This window comes from Bordetella sp. N (assembly GCF_001433395.1).
Lineage (GTDB): Bacteria > Pseudomonadota > Gammaproteobacteria > Burkholderiales > Burkholderiaceae_B > Bordetella_C.
This window is the reverse complement of the sequence record NZ_CP013111.1, coordinates 4789636-4815993: the sequence shown is the minus strand read 5'-3', so window position 1 is coordinate 4815993 and position 26358 is coordinate 4789636. Positions and strand designations below refer to the sequence as shown.

The following is a 26358-nucleotide window of genomic DNA, read 5'->3' as shown; positions in this document are numbered from 1 at the left end:
TCGCGCGGCGCCTTTCTCTACAGGGCCGCCGCTTGTCCTGAAGGGAAAGTTCGGATATTCTCTGGCTTTCAGCAATCTGTAAGCAATCGCCTGGTCTCGCGCATTTTTGCCGCGGGGCCACCCTGAAAGGGCCATCCGCCCTAACGGGCAATGGCGGGATACCAGGAGTATTCGTCATGTCCAGCCGTCTTTTCACCCGTTTCTGTGCCGCGGCCCTGATCGCCGTGGCCGGTACCGCGATGGTCACCACCTCTTTCGACGCTGAAGCCAAGCGCGTCGGCGGTGGCAGCAGCGCGGGCCGTCAATCAAGCAACGTCACCACGCAGCGCCAGGCCACCACGCCGCCGGCCGCCGCGAACAATACCGCGGGCGCCACCGGCGCCGCCGCGCCGGCCGCCGGCGCAGCGGCTGGTGCCGCCGCCGCGGGCGCGCGCACCGGCGCTTCCCGTTGGCTCGGCCCCATCGCCGGCATCGCCGCGGGCCTGGGTATCGCGGCCTTGTTGTCGCACATGGGCCTGTCGGGCGCGTTCGCCGAAATGCTCTCCAGCATGCTGCTGATCGGCCTGGTCATCTTCGCCGTCCTGTTCGTCATTCGCCGCCTGCGCGGCGCCGGCCCGCGTCCCGCCATGCAGGGCGCCTACGGCATGAACCGCGACAACGGCGCGGCTGACCAGCAATCGCCTTCGTGGCGTGACGTCGTGATGCCCAAGAAGGCCGCCGAGCCGGCGCCCGTCGCCCAGGCCAGCGCTTTCCAGGGCCAGCAGCAAGCTTTGCAAGCCGCTCCGGTCGCCGCCGTTGCCGCGGGCGCTGCCCAAGGCAATGACTGGTTCATCCCGGGTGACTTCGATACGGCCCGCTTCCTGCAGGAATCGAAGGAGCAGTTCAAGCGCATCCAGGGTATCTGGGACAGCGGCGACACCGATCGTCTGCGCGAATTCCTCACCGATGACCTGATCACCGAACTCAAGCCGCAGCTGCTCGACCGCAAGGGCGAACCCAGCAAGACCGAAGTGGTCCTGCTGAACGCCGAGCTGCTCGGTATCGAATCCGTGTCCGACGGACACCTGGCCAGCGTGCGCTTCTCCGGCATGCTGCGCGAGGCCGCGGGCACCGAAGCCTTCCGTTTCGAGGAAGTCTGGAACTTGTTCAAGCCCGCCCAAGGTGGCTGGTTGCTAGCCGGGATTCAGCAGATTCCCGTCGAGTACGCCAGCTGAGGGTGGCCTGAGCGGGCGGAGAGTATGCAAGTACCTTCCGCCCTCCCGTCTGCCGCTCCCGGGGGGGAGGGCCTGGGCACACGATGGTTCGCCATTGCGTCGTCCAGCCAACGGCAGACGGGTCAAGAGCATGTGGGTTTTCTTCTCTAGCGGTGCGCCTTGCTCGGGCAGCCGCCCTGACACCGGCTCTTTTGAGCCGGTTTTTTTCGTTGTGAAGCCCAGGCCGGTAACCCGGTAAACTCGACCTTTACCGAATATGCCGGCGGCCCGCTCGGGCCGAACCAGAACGCTCATGCTGCCTTTCCCTGCCTTGCCTAGCCCGTCGCGCCTGCTGTGCGGCGCGCTCAATGCCTTGCTCAAACGCGAGGAGTGGGCGCGCGATCGCCTGGCCCGCCACGCGGGCAAGACGGTGCGCCTGTCCTTCGGACGCTTCCAGCTGGCATTGACGGTGGATGCGCAGGGCTACGCGGACGTTGCCGACACTGCCATCGTGCCGGATGTCACCTTGACCCTGGACAGCGGCAAATTCAGCCTGGGGCGCCTGCTGGGCGCGGAAGGCAGGGCGCTGGCGCGGGCCTCCGCGCGTGAACGGGCCGATGCCTTCGCGGACATGACGCATATCTCCGGCGACGCCGGTTTGGCCCAGGTCGTGGCGGAACTCGCCGCCAATCTGCGCTGGGACGTGGAGGACGAGCTGGCGCGTGTCGTCGGCGATATCCCCGCCACCCGGCTGACCCAGGGTGTGCGCGGTGCGACGCGCGGCGCGCGCGACGTGGCGCAGCGCATCGGCGGCAACGTGGCTGAATACCTGTCCTATGAGCAGGGCGTGCTGGCCAACCGTCCGGTGCTGCAAGGCTGGCGCGATGGCGTCACCGGCGTGGCCGCCGGTGTCGATGCCCTGGCCGCCCGCCTGGCGCGGCTGGAGGCGCGTTTGAGCCGGCTGGATGGTGCCCAATCCGCGGTGGGGCAAGCCTGAACGCCATGCTGACCTTTCTGCGTTTTGTCCGTATCGCTTTCGTTGCCTGGCGTTATGGCCTGGATGAGCTGGTGCTCTCCAGCATCAAGCATCCGCTGGCGACGTTCCTGTTGCGTATCGTGCGTTTCGGCAGGCGTCCGCGCACGCCGCGCGGCGTGCGCCTGCGTCGCGCGCTGGAGTCGCTGGGACCCATCTTCGTCAAGTTCGGCCAGGTGCTGTCGACCCGCCGCGATCTGATTCCGGCCGATATCGCCGCCGAACTGGCGCTGCTGCAGGACCGTGTGCCGCCGTTCCCGTCCAAGCAGGCGGCCGCCTGCATCGAGACCGCCCTGGGCGCGGCGCCGGCCGTGCTGTTCAAGCATTTCGAGGTCGATCCCGTGGCCTCGGCCTCCATCGCCCAGGTCCACTTCGCCGTGCTGCACGATGGCCGCGAAGTGGCGGTCAAGGTGCTGCGGCCGGGCATGCTGGGCATCATCGAAAAAGACATGGCGCTGCTGCGCATGGTGGCCGCCGTGATCGAACGCATGGGCGCGGACGGCCGCCGCCTGAAGCCGCGCGAGGTCGTGGCCGAGTTCGACAAGTACCTGCATGACGAACTGGATCTGGTGCGCGAAGCCTCCAATTGCAGCCAGCTGCGCCGCAACTTCGGCCCGGACACGGGGCGTGGCGGCGTGCTCATCGTGCCCGAGGTGATCTGGGAGTTCACCACCAACACCGTCTTCACCATGGAGCGGATGTACGGCATACCGGTGGGCCAGGTCGACCGCATGCGCGCCGCCGGCATCGATATTCCCAAGCTGGCGCGCACCGGCGTCGAGATTTTCTTCACCCAGGTGTTCAGCGACGGTTTCTTCCACGCCGATATGCACCCGGGCAATATTTACGTGTCCGACCGGCCCCAGACGCTGGGCCACTACATCGCGCTGGACTTCGGCATCGTGGGTTCGCTGTCCGAGTTCGACAAGAACTATCTGGCGCAGAACTTCCTGGCGTTCTTCCGGCGCGATTATCGCCGCGTGGCGCAGCTCCACATCGAATCCGGCTGGGTACCCGCCGACACCCGCGAAGAAGAGCTGGAGGGGGCCGTACGGGCCGTGTGCGAGCCTTATTTCGATCGACCGCTGTCGGAAATATCACTGGGCCAGGTGTTGCTGCGCCTGTTCCAGACCTCGCGCCGCTTCAATGTGGAAATCCAGCCACAGTTGGTGCTGTTACAGAAGACCCTGCTGAACGTCGAAGGGCTGGGGCGCGAGCTCGATCCCAATCTCGACCTGTGGAAGACCGCCAAGCCTTACCTGGAGCGCTGGATGCGCGAACGCATGGGCTTGTCCGGCATCCGCAAACAGCTGGAAAAGGAGGCGGCGCAATGGTCGCAGATGCTGCCGTCCTTGCCGCGCCTGCTGCATGAACGCCTGTCGCGACCCAATGTCGAACCGGCTTTGCTGCTGGAAATCGGCCGCTTGCGCCAGGCGCGCGAGCACGGCAATCGCCTGCTTACGGTCATCGCGGCGGCCCTTGCAGTGGGGGTGGCGCTGGTCATCTGGTTCAACGTCCGTTAGCATCACGGGCCGCCACCATCAAGGTGGTAGTCATGTTTCTGACATAATTCTGTCATTACACGTTCGCACGCGAGAGCGATAAAGGCGACTACGGGCTGTTGGGGGCCCGTCGGTCGTACGCACATCCACATCCCGTTCGGCCGATTACAAACCGATTCCAGGCGCCTCGCGCCCGTGTCCGGAGGAAGAGACTTGCGCTTCGAAGCAGTCTGCGACCTGACGGGTGGGATTTTCGAACATCATCAGGGCCTATATCTCATGCTTTATCCCGAACTCTTCAAAACCATGGAAGCCGTACGCTGGAATATGTCGACCGACATACCCTGGGACGACTTCGATCGGAGCAAGCTGTCGGACGAGCAGGCCAATACGATCAAGATGAATGCCATCACGGAGTGGGCGGCCTTGCCCGCGACCGAGATGTTTTTGCGCGACAACCACGGCGACAGCGATTTCAGCGCTTTCATTTCCGTGTGGTTCTTTGAAGAGCAGAAGCATTCGCTGGTGCTCATGGAGTATCTGCGCCGCTTCTGCCCGGACCTGCTGCCGACGGAAGAAGAACTGCACAAGGTGCGTTTCGAATTCGATCGGGCGCCCGCGCTGGAAACGCTGATGCTGCATTTCTGCGGCGAGATCCGCTTGAACCACTGGTACCGTTGCGCCGCGCAATGGCACACCGAGCCGGTGATCCGCGCCATCTACAGCACCATCGCCAAAGACGAGGCGCGCCACGCCGGCGCCTATCTGCAATACATGCGCCGCGCCCTGTACGATCGCGGCGACGATACCTGCCAGCAGGCCAAGATGGCGTTCTCGAAGATCGGCATGTTGATGGCATCGGCCGGCCGCACGCAGCAAGCGATGCATCCGACCAATCTGCACGTCAACAAGGACATGTTCCCGAACGACACCGTGCAGTCCAAGCTGCCCGATCCGGGCTGGCTGGAGCACTGGCTGGACACGCAGATCCGTTTCGACGGCGGCTGGGAAAAGAAGGTCGGCGACCGCATCCTGCACATCCTGAGCAAGCTGCTGGATCGCACCTTCGAGTCGGCCAAGGACCTGAACCGCTACCGCAAGGAAACCATCGCGGCGATGTCGAACAAGTCCGGCCTGATCCTGCCGCCGGGTGTGGATAGCCCGGGCCTGGTCGGCGTCTAAGGCGTTTTGGGCGTCCGGTCCCGTAAAATGCCCGCATGACAGCCCGTTTCGAATCCAAGATCCTTACCCGCCAGGAATGCGCCGCCGCCATCGCGGAGGGCCGCCTGGCGCGCCCGTTGGTGTTCACCAACGGGGTGTTCGACATCCTGCACCGTGGCCACGTCACGTATCTGGACGAGGCGGCGCAGCTGGGGGCTACCCTGGTCGTTGCCGTGAATACGGACGCGTCGGCCCGCCGGCTGGGCAAGGGTCCGGAGCGGCCCTTGAACAATGAGCAGGATCGCGCGGCCATGCTGGCGGCCCTGGCCTGCGTCGGGGGTGTCACGTGGTTCGACGAAGACACGCCGCAGGAATTGATCGCTGAATTACGGCCGGATGTCATCGTCAAAGGTGGCGACTATGACATGGAGACCTTGCCGGAGACGGCGTTGGTACGCAGCTGGGGCGGCCGCGCCGTGGCCGTGCCTTTTGAGTTCCAGCGGTCGACGACGGCGTTGGTGAAGAAGATCCAGGCTGGCTCTTAGTCCTTTCGGATCGTCATCTACCTGCCACCACTTTGATTTTTATTTTTTATGTGGGGGCCTCCGGGCCCCACATATCGGCCCCCCGTACCGCGCGGAGCGCGGCCCCCCAGGGGACGCCACCAGCGGACTGGCAAAGCCAGCTCCGCGGTGGCTGCGATAAAAAAAGACCTGTGCACTGGCACAGGTCTTTTCATTGTTGGCAGGGTTCTCGAGAGGCGCCTGTATCTGGCAGCCCCGGGCCCAAGAAAACAATCCTTATACCGGGGTGTAGGGCCCCGAGGGCCCTACATATAAATCCCATGGTGCAGCAAAAAAAACCTTAAAACTTGAACTGCGAGACCGTCGCGCCGCGCAGGGGCTTCACGATCGTTTCGAACAGGTTCACCGTTTCGAAGCTCGCCGCGGTGCTGCGCGTGATCCGACAGGCGGTCATCACCGGCGCCTGGCCGACGATCACGACCATGCGGCCGCCGATGCGCAGCTGGTATTTCAAGCCGTCCGGCACCACGGGCACGGAGCCAGTGATCAGGATGGCGTCATATTCGGTGGTGCCCCAGCCATTGCGCCCGTCACCCGTCTCGACCTTGACGTTGCCGACATGGTTCAACTGCAGGTTCTGCTGCGCGAAAGCCACCAGGCGGCTGTCGATTTCCACCGACGTGACCTGCTGCGCCAATTCAGCCAGCAAAGCAGCCTGATACCCCGAACCGGTGCCGATTTCCAACACGGCGTCGGTCGGCTTGAGCAGCAGCTCCTGCGCCAGGCGAGCTTCGATCTTCGGCGCCAGCATGTTCTGGCGCGTATCCACGGCGTTGATTTCCAGCGGGATCTCCAGATCGGAGAAAGCCACCGAGCGATAGGCGGGGGGAACGAATTGTTCGCGACGCACCTTGAACAAGGCGGCCAACACGTTTTCGTTCAGCACATCCCACGGGCGGATCTGCTGTTCCACCATGTTGAAGCGGGCTTGTTCGACGTCGGGCAGAGTGGATGCGTTCATGACAGCACGGAAGAATTGGAGTTGACAGCGGGGGCAATTGTACCGGCTTGCACGCCGCGGCGGGCGATGACGGCCCGCCGGCCCGGCCAGTCACCCCGTCTTACAGGTCCCTGACCGGATTTGCCCCCGCAAAAGCGCCTGCACGCCGCCATCACCACCAGGCGTGGAAGTGATGCACCGGCCCGTGGCCGTCGCCGGCCTGCAGGCGGCCGGAATGCCGGATGGCCTCGGTCAGGTAAGCTTTGGCCCGCCGCGCCGCTTCCGGCACGTCGTCGATCTGGGGCAGCAGGGCCGCCAGGGCGGCCGACAGCGTGCAGCCGGTACCGTGGGTATTGGCCGTGTCGATTCGATGCCCTGGCAGCTCGATCATGCGGTCGCCATCGTGCAACAGGTCGATGACGTCGTTACCCGGCAGATGGCCGCCCTTGAGCAGGACCCAGCGGCGCCCGTCATAGGCCATCTTCTCGCGCAGGCGTTCCGCCACCCGGCGCATTTCCTTCACCGTCTCCACCGGACGCTCTTCCAGCAGCACACCGGCTTCAGGCAGATTGGGTGTCAGCATGGTGGCCTGCGGCAGCAGCGCCTCGCGCAGGGCGCCCACGGCGTCGCGTTCGAGCAGCAGGTCGCCGCTCTTGGCGACCATCACGGGATCCAGCACCACGTGCCAGGCCCGGTCGGTGGGGCGCCAGCGGGCCAGCTTCTCGGCCACCACCTGGATCACCGGCTGCTGGCCCAGCATGCCGATCTTGGTGGCGTCGATGCGCACGTCCGCGAACAGCGTGTCGATCTGCTGGCCGACGAAGGCGGGCGGTACCGGCGCCACGCCGGTGACGCCGTGCGTGTTCTGCGCGGTCAGCGCGGCGATGACGCCGCAGCCGTACGCACCCAGCGCGCTCATGGCCTTGATGTCGGCCAGCACGCCCGCGCCGCCCGACGGGTCGACGCCGGCGATGGTCAGCGCGTTCGGGATGGGACGAGGCGTACTCACCGCACTACGCCTTCGGTCGGCGAGCTGGGAATGGCGCTGTACAGCTTGCGGGGCATGCGCCCGGCCAGGAAGGCGGCGCGGCCACCCTCGATGGCCAGCTTCATGGCCTGGGCCATCAGCACGGGATTCTGCGCGTGCGCGATGGCGCTGTTCATGAGCACGCCGTCGCAGCCCAGCTCCATGGCGATGGCGGCGTCCGAGGCCGTGCCCACGCCGGCATCCACCAGCACGGGAACGCGGGCCTGGTCGATGATCAGGCGCAGGTTCCAGGGATTGAGGATGCCCATGCCGGAGCCGATCAGCGAGGCCAGCGGCATGATGGCCGCGGCGCCCAGGTCTTCCAGCATGCGCGACTGGATCGGGTCGTCGGCGCAATACACCATCACCTGGAAGCCCTCGTCGACCAGCGTCTTGGTGGCCTTGAGCGTTTCCGGCATGTTGGGGAAGAGGTTGGTGGGGTCGCCCAGGACCTCCAGCTTGACCAGGTTGTGGCCGTCCAGCAGCTCACGGGCCAGGCGCAGGGTGCGCACGGCTTCGTCGGCGGTGTAGCAGCCGGCGGTATTGGGCAGGTAGGTGAACTTCGAAGGCGGAACGAAGTCGAGCAGGCTGGGCTCGTTGGCGTTCTGGCCGATGTTCACACGGCGGATGGCCACCGTCACCAGGTCGGTGCCGCTGGCGTCCAGCGCCTGGCGGGTCTGTTCGAAGTCCTTGTACTTGCCGGTGCCCACGATGAGGCGCGAGCGGAAGCTGCGGCCGGCAATGGTAAGCGTGTCTTGGGTGGTCATGGATGATGCCGAAAGAGGGGGGACGGCGCGCGCCAAACCGCCATCATAAAACAGCGGCGGCCACACGCCGCCCCGCTGGCGGAAGGGTTTTTCTCGCGCCAGGGGCGTGCGCCTGGCCCCGGAAGGTCAGCGTCGCACCGGCGGCCGGGTGCGGTCCAGCGCCTGGCACAACGCCTCGGCGGCGTCGATCAACCGTGGACCGGGGCGATAGAGCATGTCCGCGTCCACGCCGAAGACGTGTCCGGACAGCGCCGCCGGCAGGCGCGTTTCCTTCCAGGACGAGGCCAGGGCGCGCAGCTCTTCGATGCCGCTGACGCCGGATACGATGGCGTCCGGCCGCGCGGCCATGACCGTCTCCAGGCCCACCTGCGACGCGGTGGCGGGCGCGTCCGCGAAGATGTTCACGCCCCCGCACAGGGTGATCGCGTCATTGATGATGCTGCTCTTGTTCAGCGTGTACAGCGGGTTGCTGCCGGCCTGGATGAAGACGCGGACCGGCGGGCGGCCGCGGTAGCGTTCGGCCAGCTTGGCCAGGCGCTCGCGCTCGCTGGCGGCTTCCTTGTTGGCGGCGGCCGTCGTGCCCAGCAGGCGGCCCAGGGTCTCCACCTCATCGGGAATGGCGGCCAGGGTGCGCGGGTCGCTGAAGAACACGGGCACGCCCAGGGTGCGCAAGGTAGGCATCAAGGGCTCGGTCGCGCCGGGCAGCCAGCCTATCACCAGATCCGGCCGCAAGGCGGCCACGCGTTCGATATTGGGCTGGTTGCCGTCACCGATGGACGGCACCTGCCTGGCTGCTTCCGGGAAATCGCTGCCTTTGATGGTGCCGACCATCGCGTCACCGCCGCCGGCCGCGTAGACCAGTTCGGTGGCATGCGGCGCCAGGGTGATGACCCGTTTCGCCGCCTGGGGCAGGGTGACGCTGCGGCCCTGGTCGTCGGTGACGGTGATCGGGCCCGCCGCGGCGGCAGAGGATGTGGCGCCGTCCGGCTGGGCCGCCGCTGAAGCGTCCGCCTTCGATTGGGTGCCGTTGGTGACGTTCGCGGCGTTGGCGCGGTCGGCGCCCTTGGCATCCGGTGACGCGGCGCCGCAGGACGCGGTCGCCAGTGTCACCGTCAACAGTCCGGCAAGCAAAACGCCCCGTTGCGCCAGCAGGCGCAACGGGGCGATGAGGGTATGGCTATGTTGCATGGTGTCCCGTGGACAAAGCGCCGCAAGCGCGGCGCGTTGCCACGATCCTACATGCGCCAGCTCAGGTTCACAAACGCATTGGAACCCGGGGTGCGGTAGCCCTGCACCAGGGTGTACTTCTTGTCGAACACGTTGTTCCAGCGCACCGACACCTGCACGTTGCGCGTGATGTCGTACGAAGCCAGCAGGTTGAACAGGCCGTAGCCGCCCAGCTTGTCGCCCGTCATCGCGTCGCGGCGGTCTTCGGTCAGGTAGGCTTCGCCGCCCAGCAGGAAGTCGCCCCAGCGGTGATCGGCCGACAGGCGCAGCACCGTGTCCGAACGCTGCGGCAACTGCTCGTGCGTGTCGGTGTTGCGCGGGTTGCTCAGGTCCAGGCTGGCGCGGATGCGCGTATCGCCGAACTTGCGCATGCCCGTGAGCGTCACGCCTTCCAGCACCGCGTGCGAGATGTTGTAAGGCTGATAGACGCTGAACGGATCCGCCGAGTCGATGGCCTGATTGATGATCAGGTTCTTGACGCTGTTGTGATAGTAGGTGATGCCGGCTTCGGCATCGTCGTCCTGGTAGCGCAGGCCCAGCTCGTAGTTGCGCGAGGTTTCCGGACGCAGGTTGGGATTACCCTGGAAGCCGCCGTCATTGCGCCAGTACAGTTCGTTGAAGTTCGGTGCGCGGAAGCCGGTGTTGTAGCCGGCGGTGGCGCGGACCTTGTTCGTGATGTCGAAACCGTAGGTCAGGCCGCCGGTGGTGCGGTTGCCGTACTGCGAGTTGTTGTCGTTGCGCAGGCTGGCCTGTACGTGGTGGCGGCCGAAGTCGCCGAGGTACACGCCGGTGAAGGAATTCACGTGGCGGCGCGTCTCGTCGTAGTTGTCGAAGCTGACCGGGAAGTCGTTGAAGTTGCCGATGTCGCCGGCGGCACGCTGTTCCAGGTGCTCGTAGGCCAACGTCAGCTTCTGGCCCGCGGCCAGTTGCAGGTCGTTCTGCCAGGTGAACTGGTTCTGGCGGGTGCGGAACACGCTGCGGCCGTCGGGCGTGTTGCCGAAGACCTCGTCGCCGGGCGCGTTTTCGCTGCGGTTGTAGTCCAGCGAGCTGCCGAAGCGCAGGGTGCTGGTCCAGAAGTCAGTCAGGCGGTTGGTGCTGGTGACCGAGTACGTTTCCAGCTTCTGGATGGAGCGGTCGTTGAAGTCCGGCGACGAACCCATGTCGTAGCCGCCGTTGACGTAGGTGCGGTAGTACTGCACCGACAGGGTCTGGCCGCGCAGCCATTCATAACCCAGCGACGCCGCTACGTTGTTCTGGTAGTAGCTGTCCTTGTCGGGGTTGTGATAGTAGTTTTTCTTGTTGGTCGCGTCGAAACCATGGCTCTGCTGGTAGCCGGTCGACAGGCTGTAGGTCCAGCCATTGGACGCGCCCGACAGGCCGGCGTTGTAGCTGCTGGTGCCGTAGGTGCCGAAGCCGACGTCGGTGTAGGCAGACAGCGGCTTGTCGGTGCTGCGCTTGGTGATGACGTTGATCACGCCGCCGATGGCGTCGGAGCCGTACAGGCTGCTGGCCGCGCCGCGCACGATTTCGACGCGGTCGATGCTGCTGGCGGGCAGGGCGTTGAGCGCCGCCAGGCCGTTGGTGGCGTTGTTGATGCGTTGGCCGTCCACCAGCACCAGGGTCTGGTTGCTGTTGGCGCCGCGCACGAACAGGCTGGTCACGGTCTGCGGACCGCCGTTGTTGCTGTATTCGATGCCGTGGCTGTGCGACAGCACTTCGGCCAGGCTGCTCTGGCCGGCGCTCTGCAATTCCTCGCTGCCGATCACGGTGACGTCGCCCAGGACGTCCTTGAGCGGCTGCACGTTACGGGTGGCGGTGACCACGACGGTGTCGAGCTGAGGGACGGGAGCGGCGGTTTGTTGGGACCAGGCCCAGGCGGGCGCCAGACAGGCGAGCAGGCCTGCGCTGCGCAGGACAAAGCGGGACTTCATGAGTTGAGCCTCGGTGGGACGCGCGACCCCGCACGTCATTCACGGAAAAATCGGAATCAACCCGACCATGGCACGTGGGTGCCGTTTCCTGGGAGGTGATTCCACGGGCGAATCGGCCGGTATCGGGCTGTCGCGCGTCGCCGCGCGAGGACCGTTGCGGGGGCAGCACAGGCTGAGGGGGCACCGGGCCCATATCTGGGCGGACCGCCTTCCTGTTTCCCGTTTGACTTTCACCCGCCGGATCCAGCGCGGCTGGCGCCGCGAGCAGATCCGGATGCGTTGAAAGCACCGATTCGAGGTTGCGGACTGTAACACGGCCGTGGGGGCGTACATGGCTTTTGTTACCATTACGCTTTGATTTAGCGGGACTTTTGTTGTCCTTACGCCACCCGCTCATTTGCCATACTCTGGGGTCGCCCGCGCGCCCTCATCAATCAGGATCGACCGTGTCTTATCCCGCCCTGCCTTACCCCCTGTCCGCCTACACACATGGCGTCGAGTTCGTGCGGGGGCTTGCCGACCGTATCCTGATCCTGGACGGCGCGATGGGCACCATGATCCAGCGCTACAAGCTGACCGAGGCCGACTTCCGCGGCCAGCGCTTCGCTGAGCACGGCAAGGATCTGAAGGGCGACAACGAACTGTTGACCCTGACCCGTCCTGACGTCATCGCCGAGATCCACCGGCAATACCTGGCCGCCGGCGCCGATGTCATCGAGACCAACACCTTCGGCGCCACCTCCATCGCCCAGGGCGACTACGACCTGCCGGAACTGGCTTACGAGCTGAACCGGGAGTCGGCTCGCCTGGCGCGCGAGGCCTGTGACGAGTACAGCACGCCGGACCATCCGCGCTTCGTCGCGGGCGCGCTGGGGCCGCAGCCGAAGACGGCGTCGATTTCGCCGGACGTCAACGATCCGGGCGCGCGCAACGTCACCTTCGACGAGCTGCGGGTGGCCTACGTGGAACAGCTCAACGGACTGCTCGATGGCGGCATCGACGTCGTGCTGATCGAAACCATCTTCGACACGCTCAACGCCAAGGCGGCCATCTATGCCGTCGAGGAAGTCTTCGAAGCGCGCGGCGTGCGCCTGCCGGTGATGATCTCCGGCACCGTCACCGACGCTTCCGGCCGCATCCTGTCGGGCCAGACCGTCGAGGCATTCTGGAATTCGGTGCGGCATGCCCGCCCGGTGACCATCGGCCTGAACTGCGCGCTGGGCGCGGCGCTGATGCGGCCTTACGTGGCCGAACTGTCGAAGATCTGCGACGCCTATGTGTGCGTCTATCCCAACGCGGGCCTGCCCAATCCGATGAGCGACACCGGCTTCGACGAGACGCCGGCCGATACCTCCGCCTTGCTGGAAGAGTTTGCCCGCGCCGGCTTGGTCAATATGGCGGGCGGCTGCTGCGGCACCACGCCCGAGCACATCGGCGCCATCGCCGCCAAGGTGCGCGAACTGACGCCGCGGGTTGTGCCTGTGGTGCCGGTCAAGACCCGCCTGTCGGGCCTGGAGCCGCTCAACATCGACGAGGAAACCCTGTTCGTCAACGTGGGCGAGCGCACCAACGTCACCGGCAGCAAGATGTTCGCGCGCCTGATTCGCGAGGAGAAATACGACGAGGCCCTGACCGTGGCGCGCCAGCAGGTGGAGAACGGCGCCCAGATCATCGACATCAACATGGACGAGGCCATGCTGGATTCGGTGGCCTGCATGAGCCGCTTCCTCAACCTGATCGCGTCCGAGCCGGACATCGCCCGGGTGCCGGTGATGATCGACAGCTCGAAGTGGGAAGTCATCGAAGCCGGCCTGAAGTGCGTGCAGGGCAAGCCGGTGGTGAACTCGATTTCCATGAAGGAAGGTGAAGAAATCTTCCTGCATCACGCGCGCCTGTGCCGCCGCTACGGCGCGGCCATGGTGGTGATGGCCTTCGACGAGCAGGGCCAGGCCGATACGCTGGAGCGGCGCAAGCAGATCTGCGGTCGCGCCTACAAGCTGCTGGTCGAGCAGGAAGGCTTCGCGCCGGAAGACATCATTTTCGATCCCAACGTGTTCGCGGTCGCCACTGGCATCGATGAACACAATCACTACGCCGTCGATTTCATCGAGGGCACGCGCTGGATCCGCGAAAATCTGCCGCACGCTCGCATTTCGGGCGGCGTGTCCAACGTCAGCTTCTCCTTCCGCGGCAACGAGCCCATGCGTGAGGCGATCCACACGGTCTTCCTGTACTACGCGATCCGCGAAGGCATGACCATGGGCATCGTCAACGCCGGCCAGCTGGGCGTGTATGCCGACCTGGAACCGCGCCTGCGCGACCTGGTGGAAGACGTGGTGCTGGATCGTGCCGAGCCGGTCGGCAAGACCGAAGCCGATGACGAGCGCACGCCGACGGAGCGCCTGGTGCAGTTCGCCGACACCGTCAAGGGCTCCGGCGCCAAGAAAGAGGAAGACCTGGCCTGGCGCGCCCAGCCCGTGGCGAAGCGCCTGGCGCATGCGCTGGTGCATGGCATCACCACCTTCATCGTCGAAGACACCGAGGAAGTGCGCCAGGAAATCGAGGCGCGTGGCGGCCGTCCCATCGAGGTCATCGAAGGCCCGCTGATGGACGGCATGAACGTGGTGGGCGACCTGTTCGGCGAGGGCAAGATGTTCCTGCCGCAGGTGGTGAAGTCGGCGCGCGTGATGAAGCAGGCGGTGGCTCACCTGGTGCCCTTCATCGAGGAAGAGAAGCGTCAGATCGCGGCGGCCGGCGGCGACGTGCGGGCCAAGGGCAAGATCGTCATCGCCACCGTCAAGGGCGACGTGCATGACATCGGCAAGAACATCGTCACGGTGGTCCTGCAATGCAATAACTTCGAAGTCGTGAACATGGGCGTGATGGTGCCCTGCGCGAAGATCCTGGAAACCGCCAAGGCGGAGAACGCCGACATCGTCGGCCTGTCCGGCCTGATCACGCCCAGCCTGGAGGAGATGGCCTACGTCGCCTCCGAAATGCAGCGCGACCCGTATTTCCGTGATCGCAAGGTGCCGCTGCTGATCGGCGGCGCCACCACCAGCCGCGTGCACACGGCCGTGAAGATCGCGCCGCATTACGACGGCCCGGTCATCTACGTGCCCGACGCCAGCCGCTCGGTGGGCGTGGCCACCAACCTGGTGTCGGACCAGTCCGCGAACTACCTTACCGAGTTGTCGCAGGAATATGAGGACGTGCGGCGCCGTCACGCCAACCGCAAGGCCACGCCGCTGATGTCGCTGGCGGACTCGCGCGCCGCGCGTCCGGCCATAGACTGGGATGCCTATACGCCGCCGCGGCCGAAGTACATCGGCCGCCGCACCTTCAAGCACTACGACCTGGCCGAGATCGCCACCTATCTGGACTGGACGCCGTTCTTCCAGACCTGGAGCCTGTTCGGCCAATACCCGGCCATCCTCGACGACAAGGTCGTGGGCGAGCAGGCGCGCAAGGTGCTGGCCGACGGCCAGGCCATGCTCAAGCGCATCATCGAAGGCCGTTGGCTGACGGCCAATGGCGTGGTCGGTTTCTATCCGGCCAACCGCGTGAACGATGAAGACATCGAGATCTACGCGGACGAATCGCGCGAGAAAGTGCTGTTCACGTGGCGCAACCTGCGTCAGCAGGGGGTCAAGCGCGAAGGCGTCAGCAACAAGTGCCTGGCCGACTACATCGCGCCCAAGGAAAGCGGCAAGCTGGACTACATCGGCCTGTTCGCGGTCACCGCGGGCCTGGGCATCGAGAAGAAGGAAGCCGAGTTCGAGGCCGCGCAGGACGACTATTCCGGCATCATGCTCAAGGCCCTGGCCGACCGCCTCGCCGAAGGCTTCGCCGAATGCCTGCACGCTCGCGTGCGACGTGACCTGTGGGGTTATGTCGCCGATGAAACGCTGGACAACGAAGCGCTGATCGCCGAGAAGTACGTCGGCATCCGCCCGGCGCCGGGGTATCCGGCCTGCCCGGAGCACGTGGTCAAGCGGGAGTTGTTCGATACCCTGGAAGGCGACGACGTGGGCATCACGCTGACCGAAAGCTATGCCATGTTCCCGGCGTCCAGCGTGTCCGGCTTCTACTTCAGCCATCCTGACTCCCAGTACTTCAACGTCGGCACCATCGGCGAGGACCAGCTCAACGATTATGTGCAACGCAGCGGTCGCACGGCGGAAGACGTGCGCCGTACGCTGGCGCCCAATCTGGGGTAAGCCGCAGGGCCATGAACGTTCCCGCCAGTTCCGCGCTTCACGAAGGCTCCGGCCTGCGCCGTCATGCGCTGGGCGATTTCGTGCGGGCGGCGCGTTCGCGCATCACGCCGCAGATGGCGGGTGTGCCCGCCGGCCTGCGCCGGCGCACACCTGGGCTGCGACGGGAAGAAGTGGCGCAGCTGTGCGGCATCAGCGTCACCTGGTATACGTGGATAGAACAGGGCCGCGAGGTATCGGTGTCGCCGGCGGTGTGGGCGCGCATCGCCACCGTGCTGCAACTGGCGCGGGCCGAGCGGGCCTATCTGTTCGAGCTGGCGGAGTGCGCGGACCCCAGCCATCCGCGTGACGAGCCGGCGGGGGTGTCGGGGGTGCTGCAGGACAGCGTGGACGCCATCAGCGTGCCGGCCTATGTGCTGGACCGTTGCTGGAACCTGATGGCCTACAACCCGCAGATGCGCGAGCTGTTCGACGACTGGCCCGTGCGCGATCCGGCGCCGAATCTGCTGCGCTACATTTTTCTGGATCCGGCCGCGCGTCAGCTGGTGGTGGATTGGGAGCAGCGCGCGCGGCGCGTGGTGGCGGAGTTCCGCGCCGACGCGGGGGCGCATCTGGATGAAGACGACGTGCGGGCCTTGCTGGACGATCTGACGCGCGCCAGCCCCGCTTTTGGCCACTGGTGGACCCGTCACGCCGTGATCGAGCGGGAAGGCGGCCTGCGCGACTTCGACCATCCGCGCATGGGCCTGCTGCGCTATCGCCAGGTGACCTTCCGCCTGGCCACGCACACGGACATGAAGTTGATCATGCTGCTCAAGGAGTGAGCGGAAGGCGCGCCGGGCCGTGGGCGCCTGGCTCAGTCGATAGAGCGACGGACTGTTAATCCGCCAGTCGTCGGGTTACGCCACGGACGTTACTCCGTGAACACCACCAGCTTGCCGTCTTTCCACGTGAACAGCTGCGCCGACAGCCCGTAGGCCGACTGCGCCATGATGCGCGCGGCCATGTCGCGCAGGGCGCGCACGCTGTCGCTGTCCTGGCTGCCGCAGACCAGCAGTTCATCGCGGGCGGGCACGGCCACCACGGGGTCACCCTTGATCTCGACGCGATCGCGCCATTCCTGGGCCAGGAAAATGAAGCTGGCGTCGTAGTTGCCGTCCGCGCGCACGCCATAGCGGCCTTCCTTGCCTTCCACGGTCAGCGCGGGCAGCTGGCGGCGCAGGTTTTCCAGCGCCAGCGGCATCAGTTCCGCGCGGGTCAATCCCAGGGCTTCCAGTTCGCCGGGGGCGACGTAGCTCATGGCTTCGGGCTTGTCTTCCACGAAGGCCACCAGCAATTCGTCGGTCAGCGGCTCGGTGATGAAGGCTTCCTTGTTCTCGATGCCGGCGGCGTCCAGCTGTTTGAGGCTGGTGGCCAGCCACATGGTGGTCTTGACCAGGGGCAGGATGCTGGCGCGGCGCGTGGCGGCATCGGCTTCCTGGCCGGTGGGAGCGGCATCGAGGTGAGCGGCGATGATGGCGTCCATGTCGGCGGGCGCCTTCTGGTAAGCCGCGTACGCATTGCCCAGGAACTGGTTGACCTGCATGCCGTCGGGCATGGCCCAGTGCACCTTGACGCCAGCCGCGGTGGCGGCTTCTTCGATCTTCACTTCCGCGCCGGGAAAGCGCGCCTGCGCTGCGCTGGCATAGGCCTTGGCGAACTTCGCCACGTCCAGGGGACGCGCTTGCCGGGCAGCGAAAATACGGGAAAAAAAGGTCATCAGGATTCCAGAATACCCGCGGCGCGGGAGGGGGGATACCCCGATGATATCGTCCCCCTCCGCAAACCGCGAAATCGGGCCGCAGGTTTGGGCGATGTGCCCTATATGCAAAAAAGAGACCGGTGCAGTTGCACCGGTCTCCGTGATCGGGGACACCGCGGAGCTGGCTTTGCCAGTCCGCCGGTGTCGCCCCCTGGGGGGCCGCGCTCCGCGCGGTACGGGGGGGTCTACTCCCAGTCCGCCGGTGTCGCCCCCTTGAGGGGGAGGCGCGCAGCGCCTCGGGGTGGGCCTTCCCTCCGCGCTCCGCGCGGTAGGGGGGGCCTACAGCTTGTGGTAGACCTCGGCGCCCTTACGGACGAATTCGACCGCCTTTTCCTGCATCCCTTTCTGCAGCGCGTCCTTCTCGGATGCACCGATCGTCGCCGCATAGTCCCGCACATCCTGCGTGATCTTCATGCTGCAGAAATGCGGCCCGCACATGGAGCAGAAGTGCGCCACTTTCATCGAGTCCTTGGGCAGGGTCTCGTCGTGGAACTCCTTGGCGGTGTCCGGATCCAGGCCCAGGTTGAACTGGTCGTCCCAGCGGAACTCGAAGCGCGCCTTGGACAATGCGTTGTCGCGGATCGACGCACCGGGGTGGCCCTTGGCCAGATCCGCGGCGTGGGCGGCGATCTTGTACGTGATGATGCCGTCCTTGACGTCCTTCTTGTTGGGCAGGCCCAGATGCTCCTTGGGCGTCACGTAGCACAGCATCGCCGTGCCGTACCAGCCGATCAGCGCGGCGCCGATGCCGGACGTGATGTGGTCGTAGCCGGGGGCGATGTCGGTGGTCAGGGGCCCCAGGGTATAGAAGGGCGCCTCATGACAGTGCTCCAGCTGCAGGTCCATGTTCTCCTTGATCATCTGCATGGGCACGTGGCCCGGGCCTTCGATCATGACCTGCACGTCGTGCTTCCACGCCACCTGGGTCAACTCGCCCAGCGTCTTCAGTTCGGCGAACTGTGCTTCGTCGTTGGCATCCCAGGCCGAGCCCGGACGCAGGCCATCGCCCAGCGAGAAGCTGACGTCATAGGCCTTCATGATCTCGCAGATTTCCTCGAAACGTTCGTAGAGGAAGCTCTCGCGGTGATGCGCCAGACACCACTTGGCCATGATGGAGCCGCCGCGCGAGACGATGCCCGTCATGCGGTCCGCGGTCATGGGGATGAAGGGCAGGCGCACGCCGGCGTGGATGGTGAAGTAGTCCACGCCCTGTTCGGCTTGCTCGATCAGGGTGTCGCGGAAAATTTCCCAGGTCAGGTCCTCGGCCTTGCCGTCGACTTTTTCCAGCGCCTGGTAGATCGGCACCGTGCCGATCGGCACGGGCGAATTGCGCACGATCCATTCGCGGGTTTCGTGGATGTGCTTGCCGGTGGACAGGTCCATCACCGTGTCGCCGCCCCAGCGGATCGACCAGGTCATCTTTTCGACTTCTTCGGCGATGCCGGAGCTGACCGCGGAGTTTCCGATGTTGGCGTTGATTTTCACGAGGAAATTACGCCCGATCGCCATCGGTTCCACTTCGGGGTGGTTGATGTTGGCGGGGATGATGGCGCGTCCGCGCGCGATTTCGTCACGCACGAATTCCGGGGTGATGATGCTGGGGATCGCGGCGCCGAAGGACTGGCCAGGATGTTGGCGCAGCATGCGCTTGACGAGCTTTTCACCTTCCGGGCCGCTGGCGCGCAGCGATTCCAGGTATTGTTCGCGACGCAGGTTTTCGCGGATCGAGACGAACTCCATCTCCGGCGTGATGATGCCGCGGCGGGCATAATGCATCTGCGACACGTTGGCGCCGGGCTTGGCGCGGCGCGGCGGACGCTGCAGGTCGAAGCGCATCGCGGTCAGCTTGGGATCGGCCAGGCGTTCCTTGCCGTAGTCGCTGGTGGGGCCCGACAGCAGTTCCGTGTCGCCGCGTTCCTCGATCCAGCCGCGCCGCAGTTCGGGCAGGCCGCGACGGATGTCGATCTTGGCATCGGGATCGGTGTAGGGGCCGCTGCAGTCGTAAACCGTCAGCGGGGGGTTCTTTTCACCGCCGAACATCGTCGGCGTGTCGTCCTGGGAGATTTCCCGGAACGGCACGCGGATGTCCGGGCGTGAGCCTTGCTGATAGATTTTGCGGGAGCGGGGCAGCGGTGCGACAGCAGCTGCGTCGACCTCGGCGGTGGCGGCGAGGAATTTGGGATTGGCGTTCATTAGAAGCTCCAAGACTGTTGATTTGGAGCCGAATAGGGTCGGACCAGCGCAAGGATGCGGGTTGTTGCATGAAGTCACCCCCTACCGTGTGCCAGAACGCTCCCAGCATCGGCATTATCCGTACTGGTACGAAGGGACTCTCTCAACCTCCTCGCCAGCTGCGCCAGTTTGGAAGTACCCCCGCGTGAACGACGAAGTATAGAACGGGTTAAAAGCGTTTAGTGATAAGGCCATTACATATGGAAGCAGTCTGGCCTTGTGGGGAGCGCTCAGCGCCCTGTAAACTTTTTTGTAACCGCCGGCGTATCGGCGTGCCTCATCAGACCAAAAACCAGGAAGAACTCCATGCAGAACACCCTTCGCAAGCTGGCTCCCGCATTGCTCATCGCCACGTTGGCGCTGGCCGGTTGCCAGACTCCAGGCAAGAAAACCGAGGGAACCGAGCCTTCCACCGCTGGCGCATCGACGCCTGCCGGCACGCCTTCGACCACGCCCGGCGCGCCGCCGTCGGGCCAGGCCACCGTGCCTGCCGTGGGTTTCCTGCTGGCGCAGAACAATCCGGGTCCCGGCCTGACTGAAGTCAAGCTCAGCGATGGTGCGATCTATGTGCAGCGTCAGCCCGTGCTGACCCGCGCCGACCTGACCGAAGCAGCCCCTCTGGCCAGCCGCCAGGGTGAGAACTACGTGGGCCTGCGCTTCACCGAAGGCGGTGCGCGCACCCTGAACACGGTGACCACGCAGAACGTCGGCAAGCTGTTGGTGCTGGTCGCTGACGGCAATATCCTGGCTGCGCTGCGCATCAGCGAGCCGCTGACCCGTGGCGTGCTGGCCTTCAGCGTCAATAGCGCGCAGACCGCCCAGGACATCGTCGCCAAGGTGCGCGGTGACCAGGCCGCCAACGGCGCCGCTGCTCCCGGCGCGCCGGGTGCGCCCGTGGCCCCTGTCGCCCCGCCTGCCTCGACGGCACCGCGCCAGTAAGCCCGGGCCGCCGGGCGGCTTCGGCCGCGCGGTGGCGGGTACCTGAAAAAAATCGGCCCGCTCGCGCGGGCCGATTTTTTTTGGGCATCGCGCGGCTTACTTCGCCGCGTTGACCATGTACCGCACCGCGGCGCGGATATCGTCTTCGGACGCGTTGGCGGCGCCGCCCTTGGGCGGCATCGCGCCTTTCCCCGACACGGCGGCCTTGACCATCGTGTCTTCGCCGGTCTGGATGTACTTGTCCCAAGCGCTCTTGTCGCCGAACTTGGGGGCGCCGGCCACGCCGGTGCTGTGACAGGCGAAGCAGGTGCTCTTGTACAGCTTTTCACCGGCGGGATTGACGGCGGCCTGTGCTGTCGCCCCTTGCGCGGGCGGCTGCTGCCCGGCCGGTGACGCGGTTTGGGCCGACGGTGCCTGCTGCGCGGGCGCGGCGGCGGCGGCCGCTGGATTCGCGGGCGCGGCCGGTGGCGTTTGGGCCTGGGCTTGCGCCTGGGCCGTCTGCGCGGGGGCGGGCGCCGCGGCCTGGCCGCCACCTTGCGGCGCGGCAGCGCCGGCCGCCTGGCCGCCTTCCGGGGCTGGCGCGGCGGGTTCGGGCAGGTTGCCGCCCGACTTGTTGGCCATGAAGACCACCGCGCGCGCCACTTCGTAGTCGCTCAACGAGGGATTGCCACCCTTGGCGGGCATGGCGCCCTTGCCGTGGAGGGCGATGTTGAGCATCGCCTCGTAGCCTTCCTTGATGCGCGGCCCCCAGGCTGCGTTATCGCCCACCTTGGGCGCGCCGGCCACGCCGGCGGCGTGACAGGACGTACAGACCGATCCGAAGACCTGCTCGCCGGTCTTGAAGACCTTGGGGGCGGTGATGTCGACGAAGTCGAAACCGGCGACGGGGGCGATGCGTTTGTTGATGGCGTCTGGCGTCAGCGCGTTGGAACCCGCGCCGCTGCGGCCTTGCGAGACTACGAGGTTGACCAGCATCAGGATGATGATGATCGGGATGACGAAAGACAAGACGACTGTAACGATCAACTGCTGGGGGGTCTTGATGAGTGAGGCATGTTCTTGTGTATGTTCTTGCTCTTTGCTCATATCCAATTCCTGCATCGGTGTACCGGGGCGCCTGCACGGCGGCAACAGTGATTCAAAGCAGGGCGGCAAGCCAGCAAACCGCCATTCGCAGCGAGTGCAAACCGGGCGATTATAGCGGTCTGAACCGGCCCTGGAATGGTGCGCCGCCGCAGCGCCAGCAACGTTCCCGGATTTAGGTACAATACCGCCTCCCTTGTGCCCGTAGTTCAACGGATAGAATGAGAGCCTCCGAAGCTCTAGATACAGGTTCGATTCCTGTCGGGCGCACCAGAATTCGCGGTACCTCCTGTCAATGACGGGGGGTGCAGCTAAAAAGCCCCAAGCCGATTGAACCGGCTTGGGGCTTTTTTTGTCTCTCGCAGGCGTTCAAGGGGCGAGCGAGGCTCCTATTGCTCGCATGCGCTGATGTATCCGCTCCAGATCGTCTTCGCTCAGTTCCAGCACGGCCGCCATGTGGAATAGGTTCGAAAATTCGAGGGAGCGCGGCGTGGCGCCGCCGGTGTACTTGAGCCAATGCTGTTCGCCGACGCAGGCCAAGGCGGCCATCTGTTTGCCGGTGTAGCCCAACTCGTCCTTGAGCACCTGGAGATCTTCAGGTGTGGGGGGGATGTATGCCATGACGAAAAACCCGCCTTGCGGCGGGTTCCTTGGTTATCCGGTCAAGAGTTTTGCCAGGGCTGCGCCGCTGGCGAACGCGGCTGCGATGAGGATCATCGGGTACCAAGCACGTTCGCGAATCATTTTCGAGGCTTCCGCGTTCAGCTTACTGGTCTCCGCCATCATCTTCGAGGCTTCCACGTTCAGCTTGCTGGTCTCCGCCATCAACTTCGCGATCTCCGCTTCGGTCTTGATGGTGTCCAAGGCTGTTTCCATTACATCTTCCTTGCGGGTATTCGGACTGCACGAGGGACGCGCTATCCATGTGCGGAATATTAGCGCATTGCGCCCGGCAGCAATGGCTCATCTTATGTTGGAGCCATCGTCTGCGGGCAGCAGTAGGTCACGCTTCAGCGCCTCCGGTTCCCCGGGGGGTAATTCAACGCATTATCGGTTCTGAGCCGGCTCGAATTGACGCCTACTCCGCGCGGGAATCGACGAGCGGAAACCGCTAATTCGAGCATGCAAAAGCCCCAAGCCAGATGACCGGCTTGGGGCTTTTTTAGACCTATCGATCTATATCGACTTCACCAGACGCATCACTCGATGAACGACTTCGTGCTGTACACCGAATGCGGCAGGCGGTTGAGGATGGGCAGGCCGGTGGCCGAATCCTTGGCCTGCTGGTCGATATACGTCTGGAACACGTCGGCATCCAGCACGCCGATGTCCTGGCGGCGCTCGGCGGGCACGTTGGCCAGCGTCTTGTAGCCATCACCGCCGGTGGCGTTGAAGCTCAGGACGAACAGCTTGTACGTGCGGGCCGTGTCCAGCGGCAGCCAGGTCGACGTGGCGCGATCGTAGAACTCGATGTTGCTGACGCGATTGCCCTGGGCCTGGGTGGAGTCCGTGTCCCAACGCAGCCCGCCCGCATAGGGGTAAGGGCCAGAGGTGCCGCTGGGACCGAACACGGCCTGCATGCCGTCTTCGAGCATGGACTTCACTTCGGTCGCCGTAATGTCCAGGCGCCACAGCATGTTGCCGAAGGGCAGGACTTCGATGACCTTGGCGGCCGTGACCGTCCCCGTCAGCGCGATACGCACGCCACCACCGCTTTGCAGGGTGATGTCGGCGCCGCCGTACTCTTCGTTGGCCACATCCAGGTAGGCTTGCGCCACCAGTTGCTGGATATCGCCGCCGCGCACGGCGACGCTGCCTTCGGCGTTGCACGCGGCGCTGGAGTTGCTGAGGTCGCTGATGCCCTTGGTGCCCGGCACCCGGCGGCGGCACAGTTCCAGCGGGACGGTCGCGACTTCGCTCTTGCTATACGCATCGACCTTGGCCTTGAATGGCTGCAGGGTCGCCGTGGCGCCCGCGTCCGGGGTCTGGATGCGCAGGAAGCCGCTGGCCGCGACATCGGCCACGAAAGCGGCCTGGTCGGCGGCCGACGCGGGGGCCTTGTCGACCTGGAAGTCGCTGTCGATCAGGACGTGCGGCGTGCCCACGCATTGCGTCACGTCGCCGTTCTTGTCGAAGCTGACCTTCAGCTCGCCTACGACCTGGGTGTACTCCCACGCCTGCACCAGGCAGACGAGCTTGCCGTCCTTGTCGCGCGTCTGGGTGGGGTAGCTGCCTTGCGGCGTGCCGACGTTGGTGGTGCTCATGCCGTCGGGCCCCAGCAGGGTGTGCGAGTCGCCGCCCACCACCACGTCGACCCCGGACAGCTTGGCGATCACGTCCTTGTCGTAGTCGTAGCCGATATGCGAAAGCAGCACGATCTTGTTGACGCCTTGCGCGCGCAGGGCATCGATCTGAGTCTGGGCCGCGGTGGCTTCATCGCTGAAGTTGGTGTCCGGATCCGGGCTGGACGACTGCTTGGTCTTGCTGGCGATGGTCAGGCCGATGATGCCGATAGGCTGATCGTCCCGTTGCACGATGGTGTAGGGCAGGACCTTGTCCGGCGCGGTGGCGGCGAACAGGGGCGAGCTGGCGCCGAAGGTGACGTTGGCGCTCAGGATGGGCGTCTTGCACGCGTCCTTGTGCAGGTAGCCGATGAACTGCTTGAGGCCCGCGTCGCCCTTGTCGAATTCGTGGTTGCCGAGCGTCATGGCATCGAAACACACGGTGTTCATCAGTGCGGCATCGGCTTCGCCCGGTTCGCCCGCGCGGTTGAAATACAGCGTGCCGGTGACGGCGTCGCCCGCGTGCAGCTTGAGCACATTGGTCGATTGCGCGGCCAGGGCGTCCATGGCGGCTTTCACGCGCGGGAAGCCGGCGCTGGTGACGGTGGTCTTGACGGTGGCGCCCGCGGCGTTCTTGAGCGTCAGTTCCTTGCTCTTGCCGTCGAGGTTGGAGTGCTGGTCGTTGATGTGCAGGATGGTCAGATCCAGTCCGCGTGCTTCAGCAACGGGGGGAGTGCTTTCCTCTTCATCATCATCGTCGTGGCTGCCACCGCAAGCGGTGAGCAGTGCGAGCGAGCTTGCCATCGCGGCGGCCAGCACGTTGCGTTTCCAGTACTTCATGATCCTCTTTCCTAGTTCTGATTGGAGACAGGATTCTGTAAGGCGCGTATTACGCTCACATGAAATAAGGAGGGTCGGCGAATAAAGGCCCGGGCCTCTGAACGCTGCAACGTTGCTGTGCTAAGAACATTCTTCAGGGTTTTGTTAGAATGCTGGCCGAGCCAACGCCGGACACGCCATCAGCATGGCGTCCAATGCGTGCCCCTCTTGTGAACCGGAATGTCCCTGCAAGCGTCGTCGCAGGGACCTGCGCGGCGTGCCACATCGCACCGGTTTCACTTGTCATCCGATGGCATCCTCAAGCCACATGGCTTACCGCGGAAGTCCTGCACTTCCCTCATGAAGCCTTCCGGCTTCTCAACAATCCGGCATCAGATCCCGTCCTTCACCAGCAGGACTGGAGTGTTTTTGCTTGCGTAATACCAAAGGGCATCCGAGCGCCCTGGGAGATCCACAGCCCGTGACCATGTCATTCAGCAAACCAGTAAAAAAGACCTTGTTCGCCTTCGCGTTGACGGCGGCTTGCGCCGGCGTCGCCCATGCGGAATCCGCCGTCACTTTGTACGGCATCATCGATATCGGTGTCGGCTATGAACGCATCCGCGGCGACGGTTTCCATGCCAGTCGCATCGGCGAGGTGCATGGCACGGTCAGCGGGTCGCGCGTCGGTTTGCGTGGCGTGGAAGATCTGGGCGATGGCCTGTCGGCTGTCTTCACGTTGGAGAACGGCTTCGCGCCTACCAACGGTGAACGGCAACAGGGCAATCGCATGTTCGGCCGCCAGGCCACACTGGGCCTGAATTCCACGACGTGGGGCCGGGTCGAGTTCGGTCGCCAGATCAATATGGCGTCAGAACTCTTTTCGGCGATCGATCCATTCGGTACCAGCTACAACTCGGCGAATCTGGGTACGACCCTGGGCGCCACGAATACGATGCGCCTGGACAACCTGGTGCTGTATCACTCCCCGGTCATAAGCGGCTTCCAGCTTGGCGTCGGCTATTCGTTCAATGCGGACGACACCGCGGACGACAGCGTCGGCTTCGCTACCGCCAACAACAACCGTGCCGTCACCGCGGGCCTGTCGTACACCAATGGGCCGCTGTTCGTCGCGGCTGCTTACGACAGCCTGCGCAGCAACGCTGCCGCCGCCTGGTGGCCAGTCCTCCGCCAGGCTGCGTGAATACAGCCTGGGTGCGACCTATGATTTCGAGGTCGTGAAGGTCGCGGCATCCGTGGGCCAGACGCTGGACGGCTGGTACGTCGGCCAGACGCTGTCCGTCATGCCTGGCGGCAGCGACAATGACTTCGGTTATTTCAAGCTGGCGGACGGTTTCCGCGCCACGTCGACCATGCTGGGCCTGACGGTACCCGTCAGCAGCAACACCGCCGTGTTCGGCTCCTGGCAGCGGGCCGCGCCCAGCAATGCCAGGCTGACGGGCGACGACAAGACCTTCAACGTCTACGCCGTCGGCGCCACGTATGCCTTCTCCAAGCGCACCGACGTCTACGCCTACGCCTCCTACGGCCACAACTACGCCTTCCGCGAAGGCGTAACGGACACCGCCGTCGTCACAGGCATCCGCCATCAGTTTTGAT

Annotated in this window: 19 protein-coding genes, 1 tRNA gene, 1 pseudogene and 2 riboswitches; of the genes and pseudogenes, 10 read left to right on the top strand and 11 right to left on the bottom strand. The window is 65.0% G+C overall.

Annotated features, from left to right (window positions below; translation table 11 throughout):
* Window positions 1-176: 176 nt before the first annotated feature.
* From ASB57_RS20710 to rfaE2, 5 genes are all read left to right on the top strand, one after another.
* Window positions 177-1214: a Tim44 domain-containing protein gene (locus ASB57_RS20710; protein WP_057653921.1), complete on the top strand. Its 1038-nt coding sequence runs from the start codon at window positions 177-179 to the stop codon at window positions 1212-1214.
* A gap of 292 nt (window positions 1215-1506) precedes the next feature.
* Window positions 1507-2190: an SCP2 domain-containing protein gene (locus ASB57_RS20705; protein WP_057653920.1), complete on the top strand. Its 684-nt coding sequence runs from the start codon at window positions 1507-1509 to the stop codon at window positions 2188-2190.
* Between the two features lie 5 nt (window positions 2191-2195).
* Window positions 2196-3749, top strand: a complete 1554-nt coding sequence (ubiB, locus tag ASB57_RS20700; protein ID WP_057653919.1) for a ubiquinone biosynthesis regulatory protein kinase UbiB — start codon at window positions 2196-2198, stop codon at window positions 3747-3749.
* A 258-nt stretch (window positions 3750-4007) separates the two neighbouring features.
* Entirely contained in the window at window positions 4008-4910 is a 903-nt protein-coding gene (locus tag ASB57_RS20695) for a ferritin-like domain-containing protein (RefSeq protein WP_057656310.1), read from the top strand.
* A gap of 35 nt (window positions 4911-4945) precedes the next feature.
* The gene (gene rfaE2 / locus ASB57_RS20690; protein WP_057653918.1) at window positions 4946-5434 is read left to right on the top strand and encodes a D-glycero-beta-D-manno-heptose 1-phosphate adenylyltransferase; all 489 of its coding nucleotides are present in this window, start codon (window positions 4946-4948) and stop codon (window positions 5432-5434) included.
* A 319-nt stretch (window positions 5435-5753) separates the two neighbouring features.
* On the opposite strand, the gene ASB57_RS20685 is transcribed toward rfaE2, so the two are convergent.
* The 5 genes from ASB57_RS20685 to ASB57_RS20665 form a co-directional block, all read right to left on the bottom strand.
* Window positions 5754-6434 (bottom strand): protein-L-isoaspartate O-methyltransferase, encoded by a 681-nt coding sequence (locus ASB57_RS20685; RefSeq protein WP_057653917.1) that lies wholly within the window; start codon window positions 6432-6434, stop codon window positions 5754-5756.
* A 151-nt stretch (window positions 6435-6585) separates the two neighbouring features.
* Window positions 6586-7422: a bifunctional hydroxymethylpyrimidine kinase/phosphomethylpyrimidine kinase gene (gene thiD, locus ASB57_RS20680; protein WP_057653916.1), complete on the bottom strand. Its 837-nt coding sequence runs from the start codon at window positions 7420-7422 to the stop codon at window positions 6586-6588.
* Window positions 7419-8207 carry a thiazole synthase gene (locus ASB57_RS20675; RefSeq protein WP_057653915.1) on the bottom strand — a complete coding sequence of 263 codons (789 nt, stop codon included), beginning with the start codon at window positions 8205-8207 and terminating at the stop codon, window positions 7419-7421. Before ASB57_RS20675 ends, thiD begins: the two co-directional genes overlap by 4 nt.
* A gap of 126 nt (window positions 8208-8333) precedes the next feature.
* Window positions 8334-9395 carry a cobalamin-binding protein gene (locus ASB57_RS20670; protein ID WP_082621735.1) on the bottom strand — a complete coding sequence of 354 codons (1062 nt, stop codon included), beginning with the start codon at window positions 9393-9395 and terminating at the stop codon, window positions 8334-8336.
* A 47-nt stretch (window positions 9396-9442) separates the two neighbouring features.
* Window positions 9443-11365, bottom strand: coding sequence for a TonB-dependent siderophore receptor (locus ASB57_RS20665; RefSeq protein ID WP_057653914.1), 1923 nt, complete (start codon window positions 11363-11365; stop codon window positions 9443-9445).
* A 96-nt stretch (window positions 11366-11461) separates the two neighbouring features.
* Window positions 11462-11622: riboswitch (cobalamin riboswitch) on the bottom strand.
* Window positions 11623-11811: 189 nt separating this feature from the next.
* Between ASB57_RS20665 and metH the strand changes: the two genes are divergently transcribed.
* Complete coding sequence (metH, locus tag ASB57_RS20660) at window positions 11812-15585, top strand: methionine synthase (RefSeq protein ID WP_057653913.1); 3774 nt, start codon at window positions 11812-11814, stop codon at window positions 15583-15585.
* Between the two features lie 11 nt (window positions 15586-15596).
* On the top strand, window positions 15597-16406 hold the full coding sequence (locus ASB57_RS20655) for a helix-turn-helix transcriptional regulator (protein WP_057653912.1): 810 nt from the start codon (window positions 15597-15599) through the stop codon (window positions 16404-16406).
* Window positions 16407-16495: 89 nt separating this feature from the next.
* Here ASB57_RS20655 and ASB57_RS20650 read toward each other — a convergent pair whose 3' ends face one another.
* Both ASB57_RS20650 and thiC read right to left on the bottom strand, forming a co-directional pair.
* Window positions 16496-17341: a DUF1444 family protein gene (locus ASB57_RS20650; protein WP_057653911.1), complete on the bottom strand. Its 846-nt coding sequence runs from the start codon at window positions 17339-17341 to the stop codon at window positions 16496-16498.
* 321 nt (window positions 17342-17662) lie between these two features.
* Window positions 17663-19576 (bottom strand): phosphomethylpyrimidine synthase ThiC, encoded by a 1914-nt coding sequence (gene thiC, locus ASB57_RS20645; protein WP_057653910.1) that lies wholly within the window; start codon window positions 19574-19576, stop codon window positions 17663-17665.
* A gap of 83 nt (window positions 19577-19659) precedes the next feature.
* Window positions 19660-19768: riboswitch (TPP riboswitch) on the bottom strand.
* 153 nt (window positions 19769-19921) lie between these two features.
* On the opposite strand from thiC, the gene ASB57_RS20640 reads away from it, so the two are divergent.
* Window positions 19922-20554: a hypothetical protein gene (locus ASB57_RS20640; protein WP_057653909.1), complete on the top strand. Its 633-nt coding sequence runs from the start codon at window positions 19922-19924 to the stop codon at window positions 20552-20554.
* Window positions 20555-20650: 96 nt separating this feature from the next.
* Here the strand turns inward: ASB57_RS20640 and ASB57_RS20635 are convergent, their stop codons facing one another.
* Window positions 20651-21640, bottom strand: a complete 990-nt coding sequence (locus ASB57_RS20635; protein ID WP_057653908.1) for a cytochrome c5 family protein — start codon at window positions 21638-21640, stop codon at window positions 20651-20653.
* A gap of 195 nt (window positions 21641-21835) precedes the next feature.
* Between ASB57_RS20635 and ASB57_RS20630 the strand changes: the two genes are divergently transcribed.
* Window positions 21836-21910, top strand: a tRNA-Arg gene (locus tag ASB57_RS20630).
* Window positions 21911-22006: 96 nt separating this feature from the next.
* Here ASB57_RS20630 and ASB57_RS20625 read toward each other — a convergent pair.
* From ASB57_RS20625 to ASB57_RS20615, 3 genes are all read right to left on the bottom strand, one after another.
* The gene (locus tag ASB57_RS20625; RefSeq protein WP_057653907.1) at window positions 22007-22258 is read right to left on the bottom strand and encodes a helix-turn-helix transcriptional regulator; all 252 of its coding nucleotides are present in this window, start codon (window positions 22256-22258) and stop codon (window positions 22007-22009) included.
* A gap of 33 nt (window positions 22259-22291) precedes the next feature.
* Window positions 22292-22501: a hypothetical protein gene (locus tag ASB57_RS20620; RefSeq protein ID WP_082622040.1), complete on the bottom strand. Its 210-nt coding sequence runs from the start codon at window positions 22499-22501 to the stop codon at window positions 22292-22294.
* Window positions 22502-22836: 335 nt separating this feature from the next.
* Entirely contained in the window at window positions 22837-24759 is a 1923-nt protein-coding gene (locus tag ASB57_RS20615) for a bifunctional UDP-sugar hydrolase/5'-nucleotidase (RefSeq protein WP_057653905.1), read from the bottom strand.
* 466 nt (window positions 24760-25225) lie between these two features.
* On the opposite strand from ASB57_RS20615, the pseudogene ASB57_RS20610 reads away from it, so the two are divergent.
* A pseudogene (locus tag ASB57_RS20610) lies at window positions 25226-26357 on the top strand (porin).
* Window position 26358 lies beyond the last annotated feature (1 nt).